The sequence below is a fragment of the Pantoea sp. R102 genome, assembly GCF_004916815.1.
Classification (GTDB): Bacteria; Pseudomonadota; Gammaproteobacteria; order Enterobacterales; family Enterobacteriaceae; genus Pantoea; species Pantoea dispersa.
The window spans coordinates 1-5186 of sequence record NZ_SDFT01000231.1 but is presented as its reverse complement, the minus strand read 5'-3'; the positions used below and the strand labels follow the sequence as shown (position 1 = coordinate 5186).

The window sequence follows — 5186 nt, the reverse complement described above, 5'->3', positions numbered from 1 at the left end:
GCTCAATACCGCGCTGAATAATCAGCAGGGTTCCGTTGATGCCGCGGCGCAGGGCGCACAGGGCAACAGTTCGCTGCCTACCGCACCGGCAACGGTCAGCGGCAGCGCTGGCAAAGCGGTCACGCCGCCGGCGGTACGCGCTGAGACGCCACCGCGCAGCCTCGGTGCCAGCAGCAGCCACAAAACCCCGGCTGCCAGCAAACCGGCTGCAGTGAAAGAGAACAAAACGCACACCACCACCGCGCACAACAGCGCACCGGCCAGCAGTGGCGGTGCCAGCAAGTCGCTGCCATCGGGCGGCAACTACACGCTGCAGCTGAGCGGTGCGTCGAAAGAAGCGAGCCTGAACGCCTGGGCGAAGAAACAGAATCTGAGCGGTTATCACGTGTATAAAACCACGCGTAACGGCCAGCCGTGGTACGTGCTGGTGAGCGGCGCTTATGCCACACCGGCCGAAGCCAAACGTGCAGTAGCTTCACTGCCGGCGGAAGTGCGTGCGGCGAACCCGTGGGTTAAACCGCTCAGCCAGGTGAAGAAAGAGAGCCAGTAAGTGATGTGGGGCCGCGCTGCTGCGGCCCCGTTCTAAGCGCAGATCTGCTGTCGGTTTCGCCACAGCCAATAATTAAGATGTAATAGCCACGACAGCATGAAGAAAAATCGCGCTTTCCTGAAATGGGCCGGAGGGAAATACCCGCTGCTTGACGATATCCGTCGTCATCTGCCACAAGGTGATTGTTTAATCGAACCTTTTGTCGGCGCCGGTTCCGTATTCCTCAACACCGATTATGACCGTTATCACCTGGCGGACATCAACGGTGATCTGATCAATCTCTACAATATCGTTAAAACGCGCACCGCCTCGTTTATTGAAGACGCGCGCCAGCTGTTCAGCGCCAGCGGCAATACGGCGGAAACCTATTACGCCCAGCGTACGGCGTTCAACGCCAGCACGGATACCTATCAGCGCGCCGTGCTGTTTCTTTATCTCAACCGCCACGGTTACAACGGCCTGTGCCGTTACAACCTGCGCGGTGAATTTAATGTGCCCTTTGGTCGCTATCGTAAGCCGTACTTCCCGGAAGCCGAACTGTTATGGTTCGCCGAGCGCGCGCAAAAAGCCACCTTTGTCTGTGAATCGTACGATGTTACTCTGGGCAACGCCCCTGCAGGCTCAGTGGTTTATTGCGATCCGCCGTACGCGCCGCTGTCGGCGACGGCTAATTTTACCGCTTACCACACCAACAGCTTTAGCCTGCGTGAGCAGCAGCATCTGGCGGAACTGGCCAGTAAGCTGGCGCAGGAGAGCCGCATCCCGGTACTGATTTCAAACCACGATACCCTGCTGACGCGCGAGTGGTATCAGCATGCGGATTTACACGTAGTTAAAGCCCGGCGTTCCATCAGCCGAAGCATAAGTGGTCGCACTCAGGTTGACGAACTGCTGGCGCTTTTCCGCTAGCCTGTTTCGTCCGCGACCAACGCATCACGCCAGCTCCGGCTGGCGCACAAAATTGGGAGATTCGGATGAAACAATTTTTATTGGCCCCATCAATCCTTGCCGCTGATTTTGCCCGCCTGGGCGAAGATACCGCTAAAGCGCTGGAAGCCGGTGGCGACGTGGTGCATTTCGATGTGATGGACAACCACTATGTTCCCAATCTGACCATGGGGCCAATGGTGCTGAAAGCGCTGCGCGATTACGGCATCACCGCGCCCATCGATGTGCATCTGATGGTCAAACCGGTCGATGCGCTGATTCCGGAATTCGCCAAAGCGGGTGCCAGCTTCATTACTTTCCATCCCGAAGCCAGCGAGCACGTTGACCGTACGCTGCAGCTGATCAAAGAGCACGGCTGTAAAGCCGGTCTGGTGTTCAATCCGGCAACGCCGCTCAGCTATCTCGATTACGTGATGGATAAGCTCGACATCATTCTGCTGATGTCGGTCAACCCCGGCTTCGGCGGCCAGTCCTTTATTCCAGGCACGCTGGATAAACTGCGCGAAGCGCGTCGTCGCATTGACCAGAGCGGTTATCAAATCCGTCTGGAAGTGGATGGCGGCGTGAAGATCGATAACATCGGTCAGATCGCGGCGGCCGGTGCCGATATGTTTGTTGCCGGCTCGGCGATCTTCGGTCATCCGGATTACAAGAAGGTGATCGATGAGATGCGCAGCGAACTGGAGAAAGTTAATGGCTCATTTCACTGATATCCGCGCGCTGGCGTTCGATCTCGATGGCACGCTGGTGCACAGCGCGCCAGGCCTGGCACAGGCGATCGATCTGGCGCTGGCCGATTTGCAGCTGCCGCCCGCAGGCGTTGAGCGCGTCTCAACCTGGATTGGCAACGGTGCGGACATCATGATGGCGCGGGCGCTCAGCTGGGCGCTGGGCCGTGAGCCGCAGGCCGACGAGCAGCGCGACGCGCGTGCGCTGTTCGACAAACATTACGCCGCAACGGTGGAAGCCGGCAGTACGCTGTTTCCACAGGTGCAGGAGACGCTGGCCGCGCTGCACGCCAGCGGTCTGCCGCTGGCCATCGTCACCAACAAACCCACACCGTTTGTTGCTCCGCTGCTGCAGTCGCTCGGCATTGCCGACTACTTTTCTCTGATCATCGGCGGCGACGATGTGGTGGTGAAAAAACCACATCCGGCGGCGATTTTCCTCGTTCTCGGCCGTTTCGGCGTGCTTCCAGGACAATTACTGTTTGTCGGTGATTCGCGCAATGATATTCTCGCTGCCCAGGCGGCGGGCGTGCCAAACGTTGCGATGACCTTCGGCTACAACTACGGTGAGCCGATTGCCACCAGCCAGCCCGATTTAACTCTCGATACTTTTAGCGAACTTTTGCCCGTTCTCGGGCTGTGATTATCAGGACATAACATGAGCAAACCCATCGTTTTCAGCGGCGCCCAGCCTTCCGGTGAACTGACCATTGGCAACTACATGGGTGCGCTGCGTCAGTGGGTGCAGATGCAGGATGATTTCCACTGCATTTACTGCATCGTCGATCTGCACGCCATCACCGTTCGTCAGGACCCGGCCGCGCTGCGCAAAGCCACGCTGGATACGCTGGCGCTGTACCTTGCCTGCGGTATCGATCCGGAAAAAAGCACCATCTTCGTGCAGTCGCACGTACCGGAGCACGCGCAGCTGAGCTGGGTGCTGAACTGCTACGCCTACTTCGGCGAGCTGAGCCGCATGACGCAGTTCAAGGACAAATCGGCACGTTACGAAGAGAACATCAACGCCGGTCTGTTCGATTATCCAGTGCTGATGGCGGCCGATATTCTGCTGTATCAGACTAACCAGGTACCGGTCGGCGAAGATCAGAAGCAGCACCTTGAGCTGAGCCGCGATATCGCCGCGCGCTTCAATGCGCTGTACGGCGACGTGTTTAAAATTCCTGAGCCGTTTATTCCGAAGTCCGGCGCGCGCGTGATGTCACTGCTGGAGCCGACGAAGAAGATGTCGAAATCCGATGACAACCGCAACAACGTGATTGGTCTGCTGGAAGACACCAAATCGGTGGTGAAGAAGATTAAGCGTGCAGTGACCGACTCGGAAGAGCCGCCGGTGGTGCGTTACGACATCAAAGAGAAAGCGGGCGTGTCTAACCTGCTGGATATCCTGTCAGGCGTGACCGGTAAGTCGATTGCGCAGCTGGAGCAGGAGTTCGAAGGCAAAATGTATGGTCACCTGAAAGGCGCGGTGGCAGATGCTGTGTCTGAGATGCTGACTGAGCTGCAGGAGCGGTATCATCGTTTCCGCAATGACGAAGCGTTCCTCAACCAGGTGATGCGCGATGGCGCAGCGAAAGCCCGTGCGCATGCCCAGGAAACGCTGAAGAAAGTGTATGACGCCGTAGGCTTCGTGGCGCAGCCATAAGCCGGTTTGCCGGGGCGCAGCACAACGCGCCCCGCAGGCTTTACTTCACCCGATGCAGCGTCAGCTCTGCGCCATCCCAGAATAGCCGCGCATTGCCGTCGGCCAGCACGCTCAGTACCGCGCCCGGTGCCGGTCCCCACGCCTGATTGCCACAGTGCACGTTGAAGCCATAGCGAAAGCTGAAATCACGATCCTGTCCGGCCCCGCTGGCGGCACTCAGGCGCGGTTTGCCCTGGCAATTGTCGGTCGCCGGATTGATGCCGCGTTCGGCAGTACCGCGCGTCCAGCTAATCGCATTGGGTTTAAACGCCACGCGCGCGCCCATAAACTGCGGATCGTTTTTGATGTAAATCTGGCCGTTCTCCTTTTTCGGCGTCACGGCAACCACCTGCCATTCGCCCGTGACCGTTGACCACGTCACCGGGGCGGCACTCACCGCCATGCTCAGCGGCATTAGCAGCGCCGCGGCCAGAGAAATAATGCGCATGGAAACTCCTTGTGATTGATTTGGCTGCTCAGTCTGGCGGCAAAGCGCAGCGCTGTACAGTATTTTACCGCATCAGAACCAGCGCAGCTGCGTGCGCAGGCTGACCACGCGGCCCACAATGATCAGCGCCGGACTGGCAAACTGCTGTGCCAGCGTCGCCAGCTCCTGCAGCGTGGCGCAGGCGACGCGCTGCTGCGGCGTGGTGCCGTGCTGCACGATAGCCACCGGCATCGCTGCGTCCATCCCGTGCCGTAACAGCTGCTGCTGAATTTCGGCCGCCTGGCTGAGGCCCATATAAAACACCAGCGTCTGCTGCTCCGCCGCCAGTTTGCCCCACTCCATTTCGCCGTGCTGCTGCAGATGGCCGGTGACGAAGCGCACGCTCTGGGCATGGTCGCGGTGGGTGAGGGGAATACCGCTGTAGGCGGCACAGCCGGAGGCGGCGGTGATGCCCGGCACCACGCTGAACGGGATGTTATGCTGCGCCAGCACCTCCAGCTCTTCGCCGCCGCGGCCAAAAATAAAGGGATCGCCGCCTTTGAGGCGCACCACACGCTTGCCGCGCTGCGCCTGCTCCAGCAGCAGCTGGTTGATTTGTTCCTGCGGCACGCAGTGATGGCCCGCCTGTTTACCCACGAAGAGGCGTTCGGCATCGCGCCGCACCAGATTAAGGACCGGCTCCGACACCAGCCGGTCATACACCACCACATCAGCCTGCTGGATAGCCTGAAGCCCTTTCAGCGTCAGCAGACCGGCATCGCCCGGCCCGGCACCCACCAGCACGACTTCGCCCTGCTGCGTCAGCGGCGC

Annotated in this window: 7 protein-coding genes; 5 read left to right on the top strand and 2 right to left on the bottom strand. The window is 59.5% G+C overall.

Annotated features, from left to right (window positions below):
• The 5 genes from ERD80_RS20380 to trpS all read left to right on the top strand — a co-directional run.
• A partial coding sequence (locus tag ERD80_RS20380) for an SPOR domain-containing protein (protein ID WP_211145606.1) occupies positions 1-550 on the top strand: 550 nt, incomplete at its 5' end.
• A gap of 96 nt (positions 551-646) precedes the next feature.
• Positions 647-1459: an adenine-specific DNA-methyltransferase gene (dam, locus tag ERD80_RS20375; RefSeq protein WP_021507424.1), complete on the top strand. Its 813-nt coding sequence runs from the start codon at positions 647-649 to the stop codon at positions 1457-1459.
• Positions 1460-1524: 65 nt separating this feature from the next.
• Positions 1525-2208, top strand: a complete 684-nt coding sequence (rpe, locus tag ERD80_RS20370; protein WP_021507425.1) for a ribulose-phosphate 3-epimerase — start codon at positions 1525-1527, stop codon at positions 2206-2208.
• On the top strand, positions 2192-2869 hold the full coding sequence (locus ERD80_RS20365; RefSeq protein ID WP_021507426.1) for a phosphoglycolate phosphatase: 678 nt from the start codon (positions 2192-2194) through the stop codon (positions 2867-2869). Before rpe ends, ERD80_RS20365 begins: the two co-directional genes overlap by 17 nt.
• 15 nt (positions 2870-2884) lie before the next feature.
• Complete coding sequence (trpS, locus tag ERD80_RS20360; RefSeq protein ID WP_058770971.1) at positions 2885-3889, top strand: tryptophan--tRNA ligase; 1005 nt, start codon at positions 2885-2887, stop codon at positions 3887-3889.
• Between the two features lie 40 nt (positions 3890-3929).
• Here the strand turns inward: trpS and ERD80_RS20355 are convergent, their stop codons facing one another.
• A complete protein-coding gene (locus ERD80_RS20355) occupies positions 3930-4376 on the bottom strand; it encodes a hypothetical protein (RefSeq protein ID WP_136548322.1) in 447 nt (148 codons plus the stop codon).
• A gap of 72 nt (positions 4377-4448) precedes the next feature.
• Positions 4449-5186, bottom strand: a 738-nt coding sequence (gene cobA / locus ERD80_RS20350; RefSeq protein ID WP_136548320.1) for a uroporphyrinogen-III C-methyltransferase, incomplete at its 5' end; no start/stop codon positions are given.

Excerpts from the sequence above, each read along its gene's own strand:
- dam (WP_021507424.1), top strand. The coding sequence starts at position 647 with ATGAAGAAAAATCGCGCTTTCCTGAAATGGGCCGGAGGGAAATACCCG.
- rpe (WP_021507425.1), top strand. The coding sequence starts at position 1,525 with ATGAAACAATTTTTATTGGCCCCATCAATCCTTGCCGCTGATTTTGCC.
- ERD80_RS20365 (WP_021507426.1), top strand. The coding sequence starts at position 2,192 with ATGGCTCATTTCACTGATATCCGCGCGCTGGCGTTCGATCTCGATGGC.
- trpS (WP_058770971.1), top strand. The coding sequence starts at position 2,885 with ATGAGCAAACCCATCGTTTTCAGCGGCGCCCAGCCTTCCGGTGAACTG.
- ERD80_RS20355 (WP_136548322.1), bottom strand. The coding sequence starts at position 4,376 with ATGCGCATTATTTCTCTGGCCGCGGCGCTGCTAATGCCGCTGAGCATG.